Source organism: Campylobacter parajejuni (genome assembly GCF_046764905.1).
In the GTDB taxonomy this organism is placed as follows: domain Bacteria; phylum Campylobacterota; class Campylobacteria; order Campylobacterales; family Campylobacteraceae; genus Campylobacter_D.
Genome location: NZ_JBKORB010000001.1, coordinates 85,021 through 104,825, shown reverse-complemented (window position 1 = coordinate 104,825; position 19,805 = coordinate 85,021). Strand labels below are relative to the sequence as shown.

The following is a 19,805-nucleotide window of genomic DNA, read 5'->3' as shown; positions in this document are numbered from 1 at the left end:
TTTTAATCTTTAGTGATGATTTTGCCTTCGCCAAAAAGTCCCGGTGTTAAATTTTCACTCTCAACTTCAGCATAAATTTTTCTCGTTTTTACTTCTATACTGGGATAAATCAGGCTGATTTTGCCTTTAAATTCTGTGTTGTTTTGGTCTATTTTATAGCTAAATTCATCGCCTATTTTGACTTTATCTTTATATTTTTCATCAAAGCTTAAAAGCAATTTGCTTTGAGGATAAGAAAAAATTTCTATCAAAGGCTGAGTTGCCCCGCCCACACCTTCGCCAATTTGTATAAATTTATCCGCAACTATGGCATCATAAGGGGCGCGAAGTTCTTTTTTGGCTAGGATATTTTCATAATAGGCTATATTGGTTTTTGCCTTGGCTAAATTTAAATTCGCAACACTTAATTTAGCCTTCATATCTTCATAGCTTTGCTTGTCGATGACATTTTTAACAGCCTTAATTTTTTGCATTTTGCTTTTGGTATTTTCATATTCTACAAGTGCTAAATTGTAGTCGTTTCTGGCGTTTTGAAGGGCTATTTTTTCACTTTCTTGATTAAGAGCAAGTAAGAGTTCTCCTTTTTTGACTTTTTGTCCAATTTCTACAGGAATTTCTTGCACCAAACCTATGCTTTGAAGAGCAAGTTTGCTTTGTTTTAAAGCCTTGACATTGAAACTTGCGTAAATTTCGTCGCCAAAGACCCAATTAAAAGCAAGAAGCAAAAATAGAATTTTTTTCATTCTTTAACCTTTGAAATAAGATTTATACCCGCATTAAAATAATAATTTGCCTTGGTAATTTCAAATTCATTTTTAGCAAGTTCTAAATCGCTTTGTGCTTTAAATTTAACTTCCAAAGCTTGAAGATATTCCACATAAGAGAGTAGTCCCGCTTGGTATTTTTTATCCACACTTTCAAAAGCCAAATTGGCAGCATTTAAGCTAAGATTAAGAGCATTGATTTGTTCTTGTAAAACTTGTAAATTTTTATCCAAATAATTTAATTCTTCTTTATTTTTGCGTTCGCTAAATCTTGCGTTGGCATTAGCTATTTGAACATTTAAGCGTTCTTTTTCTACTTCTTTAGCTCTTGCATTAAAATCAAAAATTTTCCATTGCATAGTTAGGATAATTTGATTATTTTGGGAGTATTTTTCTAAAAATTCATTAGCTAAGGGGATATAAGCTGCTGGAATTTTTGGATTGTAATTATTTTTATAAAAGCTAAAATTATTTTGAATATAAAATTTTGGAAAATACTCAGCTTTTGCAAAACTAACGCTTTGTTTAGCTAGATTGATTTGCTCTTTTGCCATCATTACTTCATAATTTTGACTTTTTTCTTGCTGTGGATTTTCTAAAAAAGCATAGCCTTGGGGTTTAAAGTCTGTATGAGTTAAAATTTTAATTTCTTTTTGTATATTTGCCATTTTAAGCTTATTTTGACTGAGTTCTAATAAGCTTAAATGATACTTAGCTTTTATGCTTTCAAGTTCATCTTTGGGACTAAGTCCTGCTTGATGAAATTTTTGCAACCTTTCAAAAGTTGATTTTAAAAGCAAAACTTTTTGCTCATTTGCCCGTAGAATTTTTTCAAGACTTAAGGTGTTAAAATAAAGCGTTATAGCATTTAAAGCAAGGTAGTTTTTGCTTTGTTCTTTATCCAAAAGGCTTATTTTTTCCTTGCTCTCTAAGGCTCTTAAGTGTGCCTCTCTAGCACCCCCATCAAAAAGCAAAAAATTTAAAGAAAACTTAGCAAATAGGCTTTCTTGTGGGTCTATGATGAAGCGGTCTTTATTATTGGCTACATAAGCTGAGTTTAGACTAAGAGAGGGTAGGTAAGTTCTAAAAGCTTGCTCTTTGTCTAAATTAGCTTGTTTGCTTTGCATTTGTTTGATGAGATAGGCTTCATTGTTTTGACTAAGATTTATTAATTCGCCTAAATTTGAAGCTGACAATAACAAGGGCAAAAAAGCTAAAACTACGGCTTTTTTAGCAAAAGAATTGAAGTATTTTTCAAGCATTTTAAACATAAGGATATTGTATTAGCCTTTTTATAAATTTCCATTGAAGTTTTTTGTAAAAAAATAAAATTTATTTGTTTTAAACATAAATTCTGTTAAAATCCTAGCTTTAAAAATTTATGCTTAGGATGCTATTTTGTCGGTAAAAAATATTAGAAATTTCTCCATCATAGCCCATATTGACCACGGAAAATCTACTCTTGCAGATAGGATTATCAGTGAGTGTGGGGCTATTAGTCAAAGGCAAATGAGTTCGCAGGTTATGGATACTATGGATATAGAAAAAGAGCGGGGTATCACTATAAAAGCGCAGTCGGTGCGTTTAAATTATAATTTTAATAAGGAAAATTTTGTTTTAAATTTGATTGATACCCCAGGTCATGTGGATTTTTCTTATGAGGTGAGTCGTTCTTTGGCAAGTTGTGAAGGAGCCTTGCTTGTAGTGGATGCTTCTCAAGGCGTTGAGGCTCAAACCATAGCTAATGTTTATATAGCCCTTGAAAATAACCTTGAAATCATTCCTGTGATTAACAAAATCGATTTGCCTAGTGCGGATATAGAAAAGGTCAAGCACGAAATTGAACATATCATAGGTATAGATTGCAAAGAAGCCATTTGTGTGAGTGCAAAAACAGGCGTGGGTATAAAAGAACTTATAGAAACTATTATCACTAAAATTCCCGCTCCTAAAAGCGATGATAAAGCTCCTACTAAGGCTTTGATTTATGATTCTTGGTTCGATAATTATTTGGGTGCTTTGGCTTTGGTTAGAATTTATGAAGGAAATATCGCTAAAAATGATGAAGTTTTAGTGATGGCAACGGGAAAAAAGCATTGGGTGCAGGATTTATTTTACCCCCATCCTTTAAGTATGATTAAAACCCAGAGTTTAAATTCAGGAGAAGTAGGTGTGGTGGTGCTAGGTCTTAAAAATGTCGGCGATGTTCAAGTGGGCGATACCATCACTTTGGCAAAAAACAAAGCCAAAGAAGCCATAGAGGGTTTTGAAAAGGCAAAAGCCTTTGTATTTGCAGGGCTTTATCCTATTGAAACGGATAAATTCGAGGATTTAAGAGATGCTTTGGATAAGCTAAAGCTTAATGATAGTTCTATTACTTATGAGCCTGAAACTTCTTTGGCTTTAGGCTTTGGCTTTAGGGTGGGATTTTTAGGACTTTTGCATATGGAAGTGATTAAAGAAAGGCTTGAAAGAGAATTTAATCTTGATTTGATTGCCACAGCTCCAACGGTAACTTATGAAATTTATCAGAGCGATGGAAAACTTGTTAAAATTCAAAATCCTAGCGAACTTCCTCCTGTTAATAAAATTGCTTATATAAAAGAGCCTTATGTAAAAGCCACCATCATCACGCCCAGTGAATTTTTGGGGAATTTAATCACTCTTTTAAATCGCAAAAGAGGAGTGCAGGTTAAAATGGACTATATCACGCCCCAGCGGGTTTTGCTAGAATATGATGTGCCTTTAAATGAGATTGTGATGGATTTTTATGATAAATTAAAGTCCTTGACTAAGGGATATGCGAGTTTTGATTATGAGCCTGTGGAATTTAGAGTAGGGGATTTGGTTAAGCTTGATATTAAGGTAGCGGGTGAAAATGTCGATGCCTTGAGTATTATCGTGCCTAATGAAAAGGCATTAAGCAAAGGAAGAGAGCTTGTTAGTGCTATGAAAGAAATTGTTCCTAGACAGCTTTTTGAAGTGGCTATTCAAGCTAGTATTGGAAATAAAATCATTGCAAGAGAAACCGTTAAATCTATGGGCAAAAATGTAACGGCAAAATGTTATGGTGGCGATATTAGTCGAAAAAGAAAGCTTTTAGAAAAGCAAAAAGAGGGCAAAAAAAGAATGAAAGCCATAGGTAAGGTGAATTTACCTCAAGAGGCTTTCTTAAGTGTTTTAAAGATAGATTGATGAGAAATTTAAAACTTGGCTTGAAATTTGCTTATATTTTTAATACAATTTTAAAATAATTTTCTAAGGAGAAAAAATGTTTAAAAAATTTTTGATTTTTGTAGTGCCTATTTTATTTTTGAGTGCTTGTGCGACTAGACAAGATACTTTTACCCAAGTTAATCAAATTTCTAAGAATTCTAAGTGCAGTTCTTGCGAAAGTGCTAATGGCTTTGAAGCGAAGATTAAAGGGCTTTTGTATGTGAGTGATGTGGGGATTAAATGTTGTGCTAATAAACGCACTTTAGATACGGGCGTTGCTTTAAAGAAGGTTTATTTGCATAGATTTTATGATTTAAGGGAGAGTCAAAAGGTTTTAAATGCTCAAGGAAAAAAATTGTTTGTGGATGTCAATTTTAACGCAGTATTTTACACTTACTTAAAGCAAGAGCTTAAAGCTAGGGGTATAGTAGTGCTTGATAGCAATGAACAAAATTCGCCTTATGTCAGCAAGATTAATTTAGAATTTATCTCTTTTGGTGCAACGCAAGATGCTTCAGGGTTGCATTCAAAACTAGCAGGAGTTTTAGAGATAAGCGATATAAACAAAAATAAAAAATTTACCATTCGCACCAAACAAGATGTGCAAGGCTTTGATGATTTGAAAGAAACAACTTTTTATACTCATTTACTCATTAAGCAAATGGCAAATAAAGCTGCCAGTTTAATTTCTGAGCTTTGAGATGTGTAAGTTGCGGAGCTTTTGCTCTGCTTTGCTTTTGTGATTTGTGTGAATTAGAGCTTGGGGAATTTTCTTTAGGTATAAGAAAATTTGAAAATGACTTTAGGGTTTATTCTTTTTATAAGTATCACGAAATACAACACTTGCTTCGCTCTAAACACCATTTTTATGGTTATTTTGTCTATAAAATGCTTGCTAAGTTAAGTTTTGCAAAATTTAAAGATTTTTTTAATCCTAAAATGAAAATTAATGTCATAGCCTTAGATGATAGGGTTGAAGATATGCTTTATTCACACTCTGCGATTTTAGCCAAAGAGCTAAAAAGCCAATTTATAAAGCCTGTGTTTAATGTTTTAAAAGCACAAAATAGGGTTAAGTATTCGGGAAAAAGCTTGGAATTTCGTCAAAAAAACAAAAGAGCCTATAAACTTTTAAAAACTATTTATCATCCTGTTATTTTAGTCGATGATATAATAACCACAGGTTCTAGTCTCTTAGAAGCTAAAAAAGTTTTAGAAGAAAATAAAATTCCCGTGCTTTTTGCTCTTGTTTTAGCTGATGCAAAAGTTTAATGTGATATAATCAAAACTTTGAATTTATAGAAGGATTTTTATGGAGAATATTTTTAGCAAGGATGACGATATTGAGCTTATAGATATAGAAAATTCTATAAAAAGTAGTTATTTAGACTATTCTATGAGCGTGATTATAGGTCGTGCTTTGCCCGATGCAAGAGATGGTTTAAAGCCTGTTCATAGAAGAATTCTTTACGCTATGCAAAATGATGAGACAAAAAGCAGAACAGATTTTGTCAAATCAGCGCGTATAGTGGGTGCTGTTATAGGTCGCTATCATCCGCACGGAGATACAGCAGTTTATGATGCTTTAGTCAGAATGGCTCAAGATTTTTCTATGAGATACCCTAGCATAACAGGGCAGGGAAATTTTGGCTCTATTGATGGAGATGGGGCGGCTGCTATGCGTTATACTGAGGCAAAGATGAGCAAACTCTCCCACGAGCTTTTAAAGGATATAGATAAGGACACGGTTGATTTTGTGCCTAATTATGATGGTTCTGAGAGTGAGCCTGATGTTTTGCCTTCTAGAGTTCCTAATTTATTATTAAATGGTTCAAGTGGTATTGCTGTGGGTATGGCGACTAATATACCACCGCATAGCCTTAATGAGCTTGTCGATGGGCTTTTATATTTGCTAGATAATAAGGACGCTAGTTTAGAGCAGATTATGGAGTTTATCAAAGGACCTGATTTTCCAACAGCAGGAATTATCTATGGTAAAAAGGGCATTATAGAAGCGTATCGCACGGGGCGAGGTCGTGTTAAGGTGCGTGCAAAAACCCATATAGAAAAAAGAGCCAATAAAGACATTATCGTTATTGATGAGCTTCCTTATCAAACCAATAAGGCAAGATTGATTGAGCAAATCGCTGAGCTTGTAAAAGAAAAGCAAATTGAAGGCATTGCCGAAGTTAGAGATGAGAGCAACAAAGAAGGAATTCGTGTAGTAATCGAACTAAAACGCGATGCTTTAAGTGAAATAGTTCTTAATAATCTTTTTAAATCAACTACTATGGAAAGCACTTTTGGTGTGATTATGTTAGCCATTTATAATAAAGAGCCTAAAATTTTCTCCTTGCTAGAACTTTTAAATCTTTTCCTAACCCACAGAAAAACGGTCATCATAAGACGCACCATTTATGAACTTCAAAAAGCAAGAGCAAGAGCGCATATTTTAGAAGGGCTTAAAATCGCACTGGATAATATAGACGAGGTCATAGCTCTTATAAAAAATAGCCCTGATAATAATACCGCAAGAGATTCTTTAATAGCAAAATTCGCACTCAGTGAGCTACAAGCTAATGCTATTTTAGATATGAAGCTAGGGCGTTTAACGGGACTTGAAAGAGAGAAAATCGAAAATGAGCTTGCAGAATTGATGAAGGAAATTGCAAGACTTGAAGAAATTCTAAAAAGCGAAGAATTGCTTGAAAATTTAATTCGCGATGAATTAAAAGAAATTAGAAGCAAATTTGATGTGCCACGCATTACGCAAATCGAAGATGATTACGATGATATTGATATTGAAGATTTAATTCCTAATGAAAATATGGTTGTAACCATTACACATAGGGGTTATATCAAGCGTGTGCCTACCAAGCAATACGAAAAGCAAAAAAGAGGGGGCAAGGGTAAGCTTGCTGTTACGACTTATGAAGATGATTTTATAGAGAGCTTTTTTACGGCTAATACGCACGATACTTTGATGTTTGTAACGGATAGGGGTCAGCTTTATTGGTTAAAAGTTTATAAAATTCCTGAAGGTTCAAGAACGGCTAAGGGAAAGGCTGTGGTTAATCTTATCAATTTGCAAGCAGATGAAAAAATTAGAGCCATCATACCTACTACAGATTTTGAAGAAAGTAAGTCTTTATGTTTCTTTACTAAAAATGGTATAGTCAAACGCACGAATTTAAGTGAATACCAAAACATTCGTAGCGTGGGAGTAAGGGCGATTAATTTAGATGAAAATGATGAGCTTGTAGCTGCCATCATTGTTTGTCAAGATGAAAATGAAATTTTTATTAAAAATAATGAAGAAATTTTAGAAAATGAAGAAATTGAAAATTTAAATGATGAAAATCTTGAAAATGAAGAAAGTGTAAGCACACAAGGTAAAATGCTTTTTGCCGTAACCAAAAAGGGTATGTGTATCAAATTCCCACTGGCAAAAGTGCGTGAAATTGGTCGCGTGAGTCGCGGGGTAACGGCTATTAAGTTTAAAGAAAAAAATGACGAATTAGTAGGTGCGGTTGCTATTGAAAATGATGAGCAAGAAATTTTAAGCATCAGTGCAAAGGGCATAGGAAAACGCACCAATGCAGGAGAGTATAGACTGCAAAGCAGGGGTGGCAAGGGCGTAATTTGTATGAAGCTTACAGAAAAGACCAAGGATTTAATCAGCGTGGTCATAGTAGATGAGAGTATGGATTTGATGGCTCTTACAAGTTCAGGCAAGATGATACGCGTAGATATGCAAAGCATTAAAAAAGCAGGGCGTAACACAAGTGGCGTCATCGTGATTAAGGTGGAGAATGATGAGGTGGTTAGCATCGCTAAGTGTCCTAAAGAAGAAAATGATGAGGACGAGCTAAATGATGAAAACTTGGATTTAAATTTAGAGTAAATTTAAAGTTGGAACGCTTATTGCTTTTCTACTTTTTAATTACAATATTTTGAAGGTGTAACAATGAAAAAAACTTATTTTATGCTAGTTATAGCAGGAATTTTTGCAGGCTGTGTGCCAAGTGCGAATAGCGTGGCTAAAAACTCAAGTAGCCAAGCTCCATCTCAGGATGTTATCGTCCAAAAAGTCGATAAGGACGATGTGCGTGATATTATCAGAGAAGAGAAAATGTTAGCTCCAGATGCTAGTGAAAGTGAGCTTAGTTTTACAGCAGTTGGCGAAGGCATTGCCCCGATGAACACGGTTTCTACCGCACAGGCTTTAGCTTTGGCTAAAAGAGCGGCTATCACTGATGGTTATAGACAATTAGCTAGCAAACTTTATGGCGTGAAAGTCAATGGTAAAGACACAGTAAAAGATGCTATGCTTAGAAGCTCAACTATTACCGCTCAGGTAAATGGACTTATCAAAAATGCCAGTATAATTGATGAGAATTTTAATCAAGGGCTTTATAGAGTAAATTTAGAACTTAAAATCGATGCGGACAAGTGGAAAGAATTGTTTGCTTATTAATCTTTCTTAGCTTTAAGCTTTTTGCCCAAAATGAATTTATTTTTTGGGCGGAGCTTTCTAGTAGAAATTTTATACTCTTTTACCAAAATCAAACCCTATCTTTAGCTATGACACAAAGTGAAAATATGCAAGAACAATGGGTTTGTGAAATTTCTTATAATGACAAAGATTTAAAAACCCTGCCCCGAACTTCTTTAGGAATGATTGATGATAATATGCCAAAAACAACTCAATTTAATTTTTTAAATTCCCATAAAGATGAGTTAAGTGATTGTTTTATAGGGGCTAAAATCAGCGTTAAAGATATAGTAAATACTGATTTGCTTAAAGCTCAAAGTGAAACTTATGTGAAAATTCTACCCTTGCGTTTTAGAGTAGAATTTGGCGAACAATCTGCTTTTATTTATTATCTTTATAAAAAGCCTTGATTTTTACAAAGGCAAATTTCAACAAAGCTCCTTTGTGCCAATTTTTGCTATGTTTTATAAAATCTTGTCCTAGTTTATAAGTTTTACTTTGCATTAGGGCTTTGCTTTGCTCATAGTCTAAGCATTGCTCCAGTGGGAAATCTTTATCCCATTCTTTTGATTTTAAATACTCTTTATGCTTGAAAGCTAGGAAGATAAGCTTAAAACAAAGCTTAAAAAGGTCTTTAAAGCCTTGAAATTGCCTTAGTTCAAGTCCTATTTTATAACAAAGATGATTTTGAACCCTTTTTAAGGCACTAGGCAAAATTTGCTTTAAAATTTCATTTTTGTCATTTTTTAACCCTGTAAGTTCTTTTTCTATATGGACTAATTTTTCCCCTAAAACTTTGGCATAAGATTGTAAGGCATTGTATTCAACGCTATTATAAATTAAAAGCAATTCGTCTTTAAATTCAGCTACTTCAAGGGCGATTTTCCACCATAATCCACGGTAAGGACAAAGAGGAATTTGATAATTTTGACCCAAAATTTTCCACACATTAGACCAAGGTTTAGCAGCATTTATATGCGTAAAATGGGCGATTTTTATATGCTCTTTTTCTTTATTAAACTCAGCTCTTGTGATATTATGATGTGCCCACTCGCTCTCATCAATGCAGTAATCTTCCATAAACATAGTGTTTTTCTCCAAAGAACCTAGTAAAAAATTATATCTTTTAGGTAAAAAAAGGCTTTTATCCCACACTATGGCATTTAAAACCTCTTGATCGCCTACGGAATAGCTGTAATTTCGCATAAATTCTAAACATTTTTGCTCTATATTTTGCCTTTTAAATTCACTCACATTAATAAGCATAAATCCGGCATTAAAATAATATTCATTTTTCATAGTAAAGTCTTTTAAGCCTTCTTTTCTAGGCTTACACACCCTGCCTTTATGAAAGCTAAAATTCACATCGCTAATCGCAGCTAAGACTTTTTGCTCTAAATTTAAAGTCCATAGTTCTCTTAAATCGCAAAGCACTAGCATATCCACATCCAAATAAAGACAAGTTTGCACGCCTTCTTCTAAAAAGGCACAGGCTAAAAAGCGGTAAAAGGTCGATTTGTCCCCAACCCAGCCCGGAAGTATGGCTTCATTAAAAAGCCCTTCATCGACAAAATGGATTTGAATTTCGCAAGGATAAAAGAGTGATAAATTTTTGGCTAGTTGGTTTAATTTTTTGGCATTATTTGTTTTTATATTGCTTGTGAGTATATGAAAAACATAGCCTTCTTTTAAGTCTTTAACTTGGCTTAAGTTAAGCTTTTTATAGGCATTTAAACCTTCTTTTAATCTAGGTCCCCCATCCCCTAAAGCCCCCCCCCCCTAGAAGTCTCGCTTTTTAAAGCAAAATTGCTTTTAGAATTTTTTCCTTCTTCAAAAAAATCTTGGAACTTTTTATTTGGGTCTGTATTTTTTACTATGCTTGTGATTAAAACGCTTAGATATTTAACATAATTATCATTGGCATTAAAAACAATGTCAAACATAAGCTTGTCCTTTTTAGAAAATTAAAAAACGCAGTATATCAAAAAAAAAAAAAAAACAAAATCAAGCTTAAAAAAATTTGAAATTTACCTTAATTAAAGCACTTTTTTGTTAGGATTTGGCTTTAAATTTTTTAAAAGGTTTAGGATGAATTTGGTCATAGTAGAAGATGATATTAATATGCGTAAATCCTTAGAAATTGCTTTAGGCGAATATGAAGAATTTAAGATAAAATCCTACAAATCCGCCACAGAAGCTTTAAAAAAGCTAGGCGATGATACGGATTTAATCATCACAGATATTAATATGCCAGGCATTGATGGCATAGAATTTGTTAAAGCTTGTGAAAATAAATATGATTTTATTATTATGACAGGAAATGCCACCTTAAATCGTGCCATCGAAGCGGTGCGTTTGGGTGTGAAAGATTTTTTAACCAAACCTTTTGATATTGATACCTTAGTTGAAGCTATAAAACGGGCTAAAATCATAAGAGAAAAAACAGCGGATAAAAAGAATAAAAAAAAAGAAGAGTCTAAAGAATTTTTTTCCACTTCTGCGAATTTAGAAAAAACTTTAAATTTAAGTCAAAAAGCAGCTAAAACTGACGCTTCTGTGATGTTTTTTGGCGAAAGTGGAGTGGGAAAAGAGCTTTTTTCCCGTTATATCCACACCCATTCTAAACGCATAAATAAGCCTTTTGTAGCTATAAATATGGCAGCAGTTCCGTCTAATTTGATAGAAAGTGAGCTTTTTGGCTTTGAAAAAGGTGCTTTTACGGACGCTAATGCTACTAAGATGGGGCTTTTTGAAATGGCAAATGAAGGAACGCTTTTTTTGGACGAAATAGGCGAAATGCCCTATGAAATTCAAGCTAAACTTTTAAGAGCTTTACAAGAAAAAGAAATCACAAGGCTAGGTAGCACAAAAAGCATTAAAATAGATGTGAGAATTATTAGTGCGACTAATGCAAATTTGGACGAAAAAATAAAAAATGGAGAGTTTCGTTCTGATTTGTATTATCGTTTAAATACCCTTCCTATTCATATCCCGCCTTTAAGGGAACGCAAAGAAGAAATTCTAGGCATAGCACAAAAAGTTTTGGAAAATACTTGTAAAGAATATGATTTTGAAGAGAAAAGCTTAAGTCAAGAAGCTAAGAATGCTTTACTTGAGTATGATTTTCCGGGGAATATTAGGGAGTTAATTTCAGTGGTGCAAAGGGCTTGTATTTTAAGTGATGAGAAGGAAATTTCAAAAGAGGATTTGTTTTTAGAAGCTAGAAGTATAAAAAAAGATGTGAAAAATTTAGAAAAAGAATTGATTTGTGAAGTGCTATCAAGCGTGGATTATGATAAGTTTAAGGCTTGTGAAATTTTGGGTATGGATATAAAGATTTTAAATGAAAAAATTCAAAAATATCAAATAAAGGATAAATAAATGCCAAAAAAACAAAAAATAGCCATTGTGGGAGCCACAGGTGCTGTTGGAGAAGAGCTTTTGAATGTTTTAGCTGAGCTTGATTTTCCTGTGGAAAGTATTTTGCCCTTAGCTAGTGCAAAAAGCGTGGGGAGTGAGGTTGAATTTAAAGGAAAATTTTATAAGGTAAAAGAGCTTACTCAAAGTGTATTTAAAGAGCATCCTGTGGATATAGCCTTTTTTAGTGCAGGTGCAACTGTGAGTGAAAAATACGCCAAATTTGCCGTAGAGAGCGGTGCTGTTGTGATTGATAATACAAGTCATTTTAGAATGGATAAGGATGTGCCTTTGGTCGTTCCTGAGTGTAATGCTTTAGATATTAAAGAATGGAAAAAAACAGGCATTATTGCTAATCCCAATTGCTCTACTATTCAAATGGTGCAAGTTTTAAAGCCTTTAGATGGGCTTTTTGATTTAAAACGCGTTGATGTAAGCACTTATCAAGCAGCAAGTGGGGCAGGAAAAGAAGGTATGCAAGAACTAGTCGAGGCTATGCAAAGCTTTTTTGCCTTCAAGCTTGATGAATTTAAAGCAGAGGTTTTTCCTCATACCTTAGCCCTAAATTTAATCCCACAAATTGATATTTTTATGGATAATGACTATACTAAAGAAGAGCTTAAGATGGTTAATGAAACCCAAAAAATTTTACATAAAAATTTAGAAATTTCAGCAACTTGCGTTAGAGTGCCTGTTCTAAGAAGTCATAGTGAAGCTATTACTCTACACTTTAAAAAAGAAGTGGATATAAAAAAAGCCAAAGAAATTTTAGCAAAAGCACCCAGTGTTGTGCTAATGGATGAGCCTAAAAATAAAAAATATCCTATGCCCTTAATGATAAGCGATACCAATGAGACTTATGTTGGAAGAATTCGTGCTGATATATATGATAAAAAAATACTCCATCTTTGGTGTGTGGCTGACCAAATTCGCGTAGGTGCTGCAACAAATGCCGTGCGTATTGCTCAAAAATGGTTAGAATTTGAAAAGTGCAACTAAGAAAGGTAAATGATGTTAGAGAGAATTTTTGAAGCTTTATTGGTAAGAAGTCGTATTGTTACGATTTTACCCGTGATTTTTGGTTTGATTGGGGCTTTTGTGTTGTTTTTTATCGCAAGTTATGATGTTTTAAAGGTTATATTTTATACTTATAATTATTTTTTTGATGCGAATTCAAGCTTAGATTTGCATGAAGATGTGGTGGCTTTGATTATAGGAGCGGTGGATCTTTATCTTATGGCTTTGGTTTTGTTTATTTTTTCTTTTGGGGTTTATGAGCTTTTTATCAGTGAGATAGAAGAATTTAAACAAACAAAACAAAGCAAGGTTTTAGAAGTGCATAGTTTAGACCAGCTTAAGGACAAGCTTGCAAAAGTTATCATTATGGTTTTAGTGGTAAATTTCTTTCAAAGGGTTTTGCAAATGAAATTTGCCACTCCTGTGGATATGGCTTTTCTTGCAGGGTCTATTTTGGCTCTTTGTGTGGGACTTTATTTTTTACATAAGGGCGGTCATTGATTATCTTTTTTTGCTATAATCGCTTTTTTGATGTTTTTAAGCTTTGATGTTTTAGGGGTAGAAAAATGAAAAAAATTGTTTTACTAGCTTTTATTTTAAATTCTTTCACTTTTGCTGCACCTTTAGATGAAGTTTTTAAAGATATAGAAGTTTCAGGGAGTGTTCGTTATCGCTATGATATTAAAAAAGAAAAAAAATACAACAAAAAAACACAAAAATATCAAAATAAAACACAAACGGAAATTACAATAAAATAGGAAAAGTTATGATGATACGCATTTTGTTTATAAGCTCACTTTTAGTTGCTATGCTTTTTGGTGTTAATTTAAAGTCCTTTTTGACTTATACCTTTGACGCAAATAAACAATACGATATAGAAAAAGCAAGGACTTTGTATTTTAAAAATAAATGCAACACCTGCCACGGCGATACGGGTGAAAAAGGCGTTGCAGGTTCTAGAATTTTAAAAGATATGTCTGCTGAAGACATTAAAGGAGCTTTGATAGGTTATACTCTTGATAGTAGCACCACAACAACCGCTTCTCAAATGGCTTTTTATGCTAGGAATTTAAGTCATGAAGACATAGATAATATTATTGCTTATATTAAAGGCGGAAATTTTGCACTTGATTTGCAAGTAAAAGATCTTCTTGAAGAAGAACCCGCACAAAAAACAAAACATAATATATTTCTAAAATAAGATGCAAAAAACTACAATTAAAAGGAATACAATGAAAAAATTAACCTTAACATTAGGTGTTTTAGCTATGGCGAATTGTTTAAGCGCTAAAGATATCGATATAGGCGTGGTTTTGCCTTTGACTGGACCTGTGGCGGCTTACGGGCAAGATGTTTTTAGCGGAATTGAATTAGCCAATAAGCTACAACCAAAACTTTCAAATGGGGATATTATCAAACTTGTTACAATAGATACAAAAGGAGATAAGCTTGAAACTTCAAACGGGGTTAATCGTTTAATAGCAACAGATAAAGTTCTTGGAATTATTGGCGAGGCTACAACTCCAAATACTATTCAAGCTATTTCTATAGCAGAAGAGAAAAAAATTCCTCTAATAGCTCCAGTAGCATCTGGGGATAAATTACTGGATAAAAAGAAATATGCAAGTAGAGTTTGTTTTAAAGATAGCTTTCAAGGAGATAAATTTGCTTCTTATGTAGCTAAAGATTTAGGACTTAAGAATGCTGTTATTATCATAGATCAAAGTAATGTTTATTCTTTAGGTTTGGCAAGGGCTTTTGAAAATTCTTTTACAAACAATGGCGGAAAAATTATAAAAAAACTTGTTGTCAATTCGGGGGATAAAGATTTTAGAGCTGTTGTTTCTCAGCTTAAGAGTTTAAATCCTGATTTTGTTTATATGCCTATTTATCATCCTGAAGCCGCTTTGATTGCAAGACAAGCAAGGCAAATTGGTTTTGAGAAGTTGTTAGCAGCAGGAGATGGTGTTAATAATCAAACTTTTATTGAACTTGGAGGAAGTGCCGTTGATGGGGTGATTTTCACGGATAGTTTTGATTATAATAACCCATCTACGCAATTGGGGAAAGATTTTATTGTAGCTTATGAGAAGGCCAAAGGGACAAAAGAACTTCCAGCATTTTCCGCTATGGGTGCTGATGCGTATTTTGTTATGTTAAATGCTATGAATGCTTGTGTTGATAATCTTACAAGTGAGTGTGTTAATGATAAAATTCATCAAACTAAAGATTTTCAAGCTGTTGGTGGAGTGATTAGTATAGATGAAAGCGGTAATGCTATTCGTTCGGTTGTAATTAAAGAAATCAAAGAACAAAAACAAAGTTATAAAACAATTATAAATCCATAATTATTAAAGGAAAAAGATGAAAAAAAGTTTAATTTTAGCAAGTATTTTAAGTTTAAATTTAAGTGCTGCAGAGGTAAAGATAGGGGTTGTTTTACCGCTTAGTGGAGCTACTGCGGCTTATGGGCAAAGTGCATTAGAGGGGATTAAGCTTGCCAATGCAATGCAATCAACTTTAAGTAATGGCGATAAAATTTCTCTTAGTATAATTGATACTAAAGGCGATAAGCTAGAGTCTTCAAGTGGTGCAAGTCGTTTAGTTTCTCAAGATAAAGTTATAGGTCTTATAGGGGAAATGGTAACCGGTAACACCTTACAGGTAATGCGTGTAGCAGAAGATAATAAAATTCCTTTAATCGCTCCTGCTGCAACGGGGGATAAATTACTTGAGAAAAAAATATATTCTTCTCGCGTATGCTTTATGGATAGTTTTCAGGGTTCATCTTTGGCAAAATATGTTTTTTCAAAACTGAATTATAAAAACGCTATTATTGTTGTAGATCAAAGCACGGATTATTCTTTGGGGTTGGCAAAGGCTTTTGAAAAGGAATATAAACTTAATGGAGGACAAATTCTTAAGGTTCTTAGGATTAATTCAGGCGATAAAGATTTTAAGGCGATTGTAGCTCAAGTTAAAAGCTTGAATCCAGAATTTATTTTCTTGCCACTTTATTACGGCGAGGCTTCTTTGTTTGCTAGACAGGCAAGACTTGCGGGTTTAAACACTCCTATGGGTTCGGCTGATGGGGTTGCTGACCAAACTTTTATTAGCTTAGCTGGAGATGCAAGTGAAGGCTATATTTTTACAGATAGTTTTGATGCGAATAATCCAACCACTCAGCTGAGTAAGGATTTTATCGCCGCTTATGAAAAGGCTAAAGGGACAAAAGAAGTTCCAAATTTTTCAGCTATGGGTGCGGATGCGTATTTTGTAATGCGAAATGCTATGAATGCTTGTGCGACTAATCTTACAAGCGAATGTGTCAATGAAAAAATTCATCAAACTACAAATTATCAAGGCGTTTCAGGTGTGATTAGTATTGATAAAACAGGCAATGCAACCCGTTCTGTGGTAGTTAAAGAAATTAAAAATCAAAAACAAAACTATAAAGATACGATTAATCCTTAAAGGAAAAATGAAAAAAATATGGATTTTACTTTATTTTTGCAACAGCTTGTTAATGGGCTTAGTTTAGGTAGTATGTATGCTCTTATTGCTGTGGGCTATACTATGGTTTATGGGGTGTTAAGGCTCATAAATTTCGCCCACGGCGATATTATGATGGTAGGAGCCTATGCGGCTCTTTTTTGTATGACTAATTTGAGTGTCCCTTTTTTAGGTGCCTTATCTTTGGCGATGATTTTTGCTGCCTGTGTTGGAATAGCCACGGATAAAATTGCTTATAAGCCCTTAAGAGCAGCTCCTAGAATTTCCTTACTTATTACAGCCATTGGAATTAGTTTTTTCTTGCAAAATCTTTTTAATATGCTTTTTACTTCAACTCCTAGAACTTTCTCGCCTCCGAGTTATTTTGAGAAAAGTGTTAATTTTGGCGGAGTGATAACCACTTATGGCTCTTTGATGGTTCCTGTGCTTACTTTTGTTATTTTGATGGTGGTGTTGTGGATTTTATATAAAAGTAAATACGGCATTGCCATTCGTGCTTTAGCCTTTGATATACAAACGGTAAATTTAATGGGCATAGATGCAAATCGCATTATAGCTATAGTTTTTGCACTAGGTTCAGCTTTGGCAGCTGTGGGTGGGGTGTTTTGGGCAGCAAATTATTATTCAGTTGAACCCACTATGGGAACTTTAATAGGTTTAAAAGCCTTTGCAGCTGCGGTTTTAGGAGGTATAGGCTCTGTTGTGGGGGCTGTTTTAGGTGGGCTTATTATAGGATTTACTGAAGTGGTTGTTGTAGCATTTTTACCCGATTTATCAGGCTTTAAAGACGCCTTTGCTTTCATTTTTCTAGTCTTTATTTTACTTTTTAGACCCACAGGAATTTTGGGTATAAATTTTGAAAAGAGTAGGTTTTAAGATGTTTAAATTTAAAAATTCGCATTTGTCTTTTTTATTCCTTGCTCTTGTTTTTATTTTTATTTCTCCTTATATTTTTGGAGATTATGGGTTAAATATTGTTAATCAAATTGCTATTTTTATTATTTTGGCTGTGAGTTATAACCTTATTAACGGCGTAACTGGACAATTTTCATTAGAACCTAATGGCTTTGTAGCCATTGGTGCTTATGCAGCGGCTTTAGTTCTTCTAAGCACTGAAGCAAAAAACGACCAGTTTTTTTTAGAGGGTCCTAGTTCTTTTATTTTGGCTATCCATTCTAATTCGTTTTTATTAGCCTTGCTTGTAGCGGGTCTTTGCTCTACTTTATTGGCTGTTATTTTATCTTTTGCCGTGTTTCGTGTAAGGGGGGATTATTTAGCTATTGTAACCTTAGGTTTTGGGATTATCATCAAAATCGCCGCTATTAATTTTCCTACTATAACTAATGGCTCCAGAGGGCTTGTAGATATTCCGCAATTTTCCACGATTTATTGGACAGGCGGTATTGCTATTGTAGCGGTTATTTTGATTTTAAATATAGTTTATTCTAAATATGGTCGTGCAATGAAGGCTATAAGAGATGATGAAGATGCTGCAAGTGCTATGGGAATTAATACTTTTGGGATAAAGACTTTAGCTTTTAGCACTTCAGCCTTTTTAGAAGGTGTAGGTGGTGGGCTTTTGGCTTGTCTTTTAACAACCGTATCCCCAACTCAATTTGATTTTTTACTTACCTTTCAGCTTTTAATTATCATCGTTTTAGGGGGGCTTGGCTCTACTACGGGGGCTATTATAGGCTCTATACTTGTCATTGGAGGAAGCGAATGGCTAAGATTTTTAGATGAATTAAGTTTTAAAATAGACTTTTTAAAACTTGACATACAATCCACACCGGGTTTTAGAATGGTTGTTTTTTCTATTGTTTTAATTTTGGTAATGCTTTTTGCAAGAAAAGGTATTATGGGGTATTATGAGTTAAGCGATGTCTTAAAGGGTATTAAAAAACGTCTTAAAAGGAGTGAAAAATGATTTTGGAATTAAATCAAATTTCAAAAAGTTTTGGCAATGTAAGAGCCATCAATGAAACCTCTTTTAAGATTAATGAAGGTGAAATTTTTGCTTTAATTGGACCTAATGGGGCAGGAAAAACAACTCTTTTTAATATCATAACAGGCAATTATAAACCTAGCTCAGGCAGTGTTTATTTTTTAGGACAAAAAATTAATCATTTAAAACCTCACAAAATTGTGCATTTGGGGATAGCTAGAACTTTTCAAAATATTAGACTTTTTTCTAGTATGAATGTGCTTGAAAATGTGCTAATTGGTTTTAATAAACAAATGAAATATAATATTTTTGAAGCTTTTTTACATTTGGGGCGTTTTGGAAAAATAGAACAAGCATTTAAAGAAAAAGCTTATGCAATATTAGAAGAACTGGGTATTGCAAAATTTGCTTATGAAAAGGCTACTAGCTTGAGTTATGGACAGCAAAGAAAAGTTGAGCTTGCAAGAGCTATGGCTACCGGACCTAGATTATTATTGCTTGATGAGCCTGCTGCTGGAATGAATAGTTCTGAAAGTGATGAGTTGGCTGAACTTATTTTTAAATTAAGAAAAGATTATAAAATCAGCGTTTTGCTTATAGAGCATGATATGAAATTTGTAAATAAATTGTGTGAGCGTGTGTTGGTGCTTGATTATGGAAAAACAATTTTTGAAGGCAAACTTTGTGAAGCTGTAAATCACAAGGAAGTTATCGCTGCGTATTTGGGGGATTTTAATGCTAATAGTTAAGGATTTGCATGTTTATTATAATCTCATTGAAGCGGTTAAGGGCATTGATTTTAGGGTAGAAACAGGTCATATTGTTTCTCTTATAGGCTCAAATGGAGCAGGTAAAACTTCGACTTTAAATGCGCTTTTAAATTCGGTCAAAAGAACGGGCGAGGTTAATTTTCTAGGTTATGATACTAAAAGGCATTTAACTCATACTTTGGTTCAAAAAGGTATAGCTTTGGTTCCTGAAGGAAGGCGTGTATTTATTAATCTAAGTGTAGAAGAAAATTTAAAAATAGGTGCTTTTAATAATGCTGAAAATTACGAGCATTTAAGAGAGCAAATGTATAAACTTTTTCCAAGGCTTGCAAGTAAAAAATACGCTTTAGCTGGAACTTTGAGCGGAGGAGAGGCACAAATGCTTGCCATTTCAAGAGCTTTAATGAGTGAGCCAAAACTTTTGATGTTAGATGAGCCTTCTTTGGGACTTGCTCCAAAGATAGTAGGGGAAGTTTTTGATATTATTGTGCGTTTGAAAGAAGAAGGCATAACCATTCTTTTAGTGGAGCAAAACGCTTATTCTGCATTAAAAATAAGTGATTATGCCTATGTTTTGGAAAATGGTTATATTGTAATGGAAAATGAAGCTAAAAATTTAATAGGCGATGATGCAATTAGAAAAAAATATTTAGGGCTTTAAAGTTTAA

21 protein-coding genes and 1 pseudogene are annotated in these 19,805 nt (G+C 33.7%); 17 read left to right on the top strand and 5 right to left on the bottom strand.

Going from position 1 to position 19,805, the window contains the following annotated elements:
- Positions 1 to 2: 2 nt before the first annotated feature.
- A complete protein-coding gene (locus tag ACLL8X_RS00515) occupies positions 3 to 743 on the bottom strand; it encodes an efflux RND transporter periplasmic adaptor subunit (protein ID WP_411989003.1) in 741 nt (246 codons plus the stop codon).
- Positions 740 to 2,026 (bottom strand): TolC family protein, encoded by a 1,287-nt coding sequence (locus ACLL8X_RS00510; RefSeq protein WP_411989219.1) that lies wholly within the window; start codon positions 2,024 to 2,026, stop codon positions 740 to 742. The genes ACLL8X_RS00515 and ACLL8X_RS00510 overlap by 4 nt, the downstream gene beginning before the upstream one ends.
- 136 nt (positions 2,027 to 2,162) lie before the next feature.
- On the opposite strand from ACLL8X_RS00510, the gene lepA reads away from it, so the two are divergent.
- The 6 genes from lepA to flgQ all read left to right on the top strand — a co-directional run bounded on the left by lepA (position 2,163) and on the right by flgQ (position 8,885).
- On the top strand, positions 2,163 to 3,959 hold the full coding sequence (lepA, locus tag ACLL8X_RS00505; RefSeq protein WP_411989002.1) for a translation elongation factor 4: 1,797 nt from the start codon (positions 2,163 to 2,165) through the stop codon (positions 3,957 to 3,959).
- A gap of 76 nt (positions 3,960 to 4,035) precedes the next feature.
- The gene (mapA, locus tag ACLL8X_RS00500) at positions 4,036 to 4,680 is read left to right on the top strand and encodes an outer membrane lipoprotein MapA (protein ID WP_411989001.1); all 645 of its coding nucleotides are present in this window, start codon (positions 4,036 to 4,038) and stop codon (positions 4,678 to 4,680) included.
- Entirely contained in the window at positions 4,677 to 5,252 is a 576-nt protein-coding gene (locus ACLL8X_RS00495; RefSeq protein WP_411989000.1) for a ComF family protein, read from the top strand. Before mapA ends, ACLL8X_RS00495 begins: the two co-directional genes overlap by 4 nt.
- Before the next feature lie 40 nt (positions 5,253 to 5,292).
- Entirely contained in the window at positions 5,293 to 7,884 is a 2,592-nt protein-coding gene (gene gyrA / locus ACLL8X_RS00490) for a DNA gyrase subunit A (protein ID WP_411988999.1), read from the top strand.
- Positions 7,885 to 7,947: 63 nt separating this feature from the next.
- Positions 7,948 to 8,457, top strand: a complete 510-nt coding sequence (gene flgP, locus ACLL8X_RS00485; protein ID WP_411988998.1) for a flagellar assembly lipoprotein FlgP — start codon at positions 7,948 to 7,950, stop codon at positions 8,455 to 8,457.
- Entirely contained in the window at positions 8,433 to 8,885 is a 453-nt protein-coding gene (flgQ, locus tag ACLL8X_RS00480) for a flagellar assembly protein FlgQ (RefSeq protein WP_411988997.1), read from the top strand. The genes flgP and flgQ overlap by 25 nt, the downstream gene beginning before the upstream one ends.
- Here the strand turns inward: flgQ and ACLL8X_RS09335 are convergent.
- The 3 genes and pseudogenes from ACLL8X_RS09335 to ACLL8X_RS00470 all read right to left on the bottom strand — a co-directional run bounded on the left by ACLL8X_RS09335 (position 8,857) and on the right by ACLL8X_RS00470 (position 10,418).
- Entirely contained in the window at positions 8,857 to 9,423 is a 567-nt protein-coding gene (locus ACLL8X_RS09335; RefSeq protein ID WP_489671744.1) for a hypothetical protein, read from the bottom strand. The two genes, flgQ and ACLL8X_RS09335, sit on opposite strands and share 29 nt — an antisense overlap.
- 12 nt (positions 9,424 to 9,435) lie before the next feature.
- Positions 9,436 to 10,146: pseudogene (locus ACLL8X_RS09330) on the bottom strand (glycosyltransferase family 8 protein); the annotation flags it as partial.
- Positions 10,147 to 10,238: 92 nt separating this feature from the next.
- A complete protein-coding gene (locus tag ACLL8X_RS00470) occupies positions 10,239 to 10,418 on the bottom strand; it encodes a hypothetical protein (protein WP_411988996.1) in 180 nt (59 codons plus the stop codon).
- A 145-nt stretch (positions 10,419 to 10,563) separates the two neighbouring features.
- Between ACLL8X_RS00470 and ACLL8X_RS00465 the strand changes: the two genes are divergently transcribed.
- From ACLL8X_RS00465 to ACLL8X_RS00415, 11 genes are all read left to right on the top strand, one after another.
- Positions 10,564 to 11,856, top strand: coding sequence for a sigma-54-dependent transcriptional regulator (locus tag ACLL8X_RS00465; protein WP_411988995.1), 1,293 nt, complete (start codon positions 10,564 to 10,566; stop codon positions 11,854 to 11,856).
- The gene (locus tag ACLL8X_RS00460) at positions 11,857 to 12,891 is read left to right on the top strand and encodes an aspartate-semialdehyde dehydrogenase (protein WP_411988994.1); all 1,035 of its coding nucleotides are present in this window, start codon (positions 11,857 to 11,859) and stop codon (positions 12,889 to 12,891) included.
- A 12-nt stretch (positions 12,892 to 12,903) separates the two neighbouring features.
- Entirely contained in the window at positions 12,904 to 13,410 is a 507-nt protein-coding gene (locus ACLL8X_RS00455) for a YqhA family protein (protein ID WP_411988993.1), read from the top strand.
- 65 nt (positions 13,411 to 13,475) lie between these two features.
- A complete protein-coding gene (locus ACLL8X_RS00450; RefSeq protein WP_411988992.1) occupies positions 13,476 to 13,667 on the top strand; it encodes a mini-MOMP protein in 192 nt (63 codons plus the stop codon).
- An 8-nt stretch (positions 13,668 to 13,675) separates the two neighbouring features.
- Entirely contained in the window at positions 13,676 to 14,110 is a 435-nt protein-coding gene (locus tag ACLL8X_RS00445) for a c-type cytochrome (protein WP_411988991.1), read from the top strand.
- 31 nt (positions 14,111 to 14,141) lie between these two features.
- On the top strand, positions 14,142 to 15,257 hold the full coding sequence (locus ACLL8X_RS00440; protein ID WP_411988990.1) for an ABC transporter substrate-binding protein: 1,116 nt from the start codon (positions 14,142 to 14,144) through the stop codon (positions 15,255 to 15,257).
- A gap of 16 nt (positions 15,258 to 15,273) precedes the next feature.
- Positions 15,274 to 16,383, top strand: a complete 1,110-nt coding sequence (locus ACLL8X_RS00435) for an ABC transporter substrate-binding protein (protein ID WP_411988989.1) — start codon at positions 15,274 to 15,276, stop codon at positions 16,381 to 16,383.
- 18 nt (positions 16,384 to 16,401) lie between these two features.
- Positions 16,402 to 17,298 carry a branched-chain amino acid ABC transporter permease gene (locus ACLL8X_RS00430; protein ID WP_411988988.1) on the top strand — a complete coding sequence of 299 codons (897 nt, stop codon included), beginning with the start codon at positions 16,402 to 16,404 and terminating at the stop codon, positions 17,296 to 17,298.
- Position 17,299: 1 nt separating this feature from the next.
- On the top strand, positions 17,300 to 18,349 hold the full coding sequence (locus tag ACLL8X_RS00425) for a branched-chain amino acid ABC transporter permease (RefSeq protein ID WP_411988987.1): 1,050 nt from the start codon (positions 17,300 to 17,302) through the stop codon (positions 18,347 to 18,349).
- Positions 18,346 to 19,116 carry an ABC transporter ATP-binding protein gene (locus tag ACLL8X_RS00420; RefSeq protein ID WP_411988986.1) on the top strand — a complete coding sequence of 257 codons (771 nt, stop codon included), beginning with the start codon at positions 18,346 to 18,348 and terminating at the stop codon, positions 19,114 to 19,116. Before ACLL8X_RS00425 ends, ACLL8X_RS00420 begins: the two co-directional genes overlap by 4 nt.
- Entirely contained in the window at positions 19,103 to 19,798 is a 696-nt protein-coding gene (locus tag ACLL8X_RS00415) for an ABC transporter ATP-binding protein (RefSeq protein ID WP_411988985.1), read from the top strand. Before ACLL8X_RS00420 ends, ACLL8X_RS00415 begins: the two co-directional genes overlap by 14 nt.
- Positions 19,799 to 19,805 lie beyond the last annotated feature (7 nt).